Origin of the sequence: Bacillus cereus group sp. N21 (genome assembly GCF_016483395.1) — a bacterium.
Classification (GTDB): Bacteria; Bacillota; Bacilli; order Bacillales; family Bacillaceae_G; genus Bacillus_A; species Bacillus_A pseudomycoides.
Genome location: NZ_JAEHBX010000441.1, coordinates 1 through 234, shown reverse-complemented (window position 1 = coordinate 234; position 234 = coordinate 1). Strand labels below are relative to the sequence as shown.

Genomic DNA, 234 nt, shown 5'->3' with positions numbered 1-234 from the left:
TGGGCCTAAATGGACTCGAACCATCGACCTCACGCTTATCAGGCGTGCGCTCTAACCAGCTGAGCTATAGGCCCATATTTCTTTTACAGGGGCAGTAGGAATCGAACCCACACTGGAGGTTTTGGAGACCTCTGTTCTACCTTTAAACTATGCCCCTAAGTGGTGCCGGCTAGAGGACTTGAACCCCCAACCTACTGATTACAAGTCAGTTGCTCTACCAATTGAGCTAAGCCG

General features: G+C 50.4%; 2 tRNA genes. Both read right to left on the bottom strand.

The window, feature by feature from the left end:
* Nucleotides 1-74 (bottom strand) — tRNA-Ile (locus tag JDS96_RS31565).
* A 12-nt stretch (nt 75-86) separates the two neighbouring features.
* Nucleotides 87-157: transfer RNA gene (locus JDS96_RS31560), tRNA-Trp, on the bottom strand.
* Between the last annotated feature and the right edge of the window lie 77 nt (nt 158-234).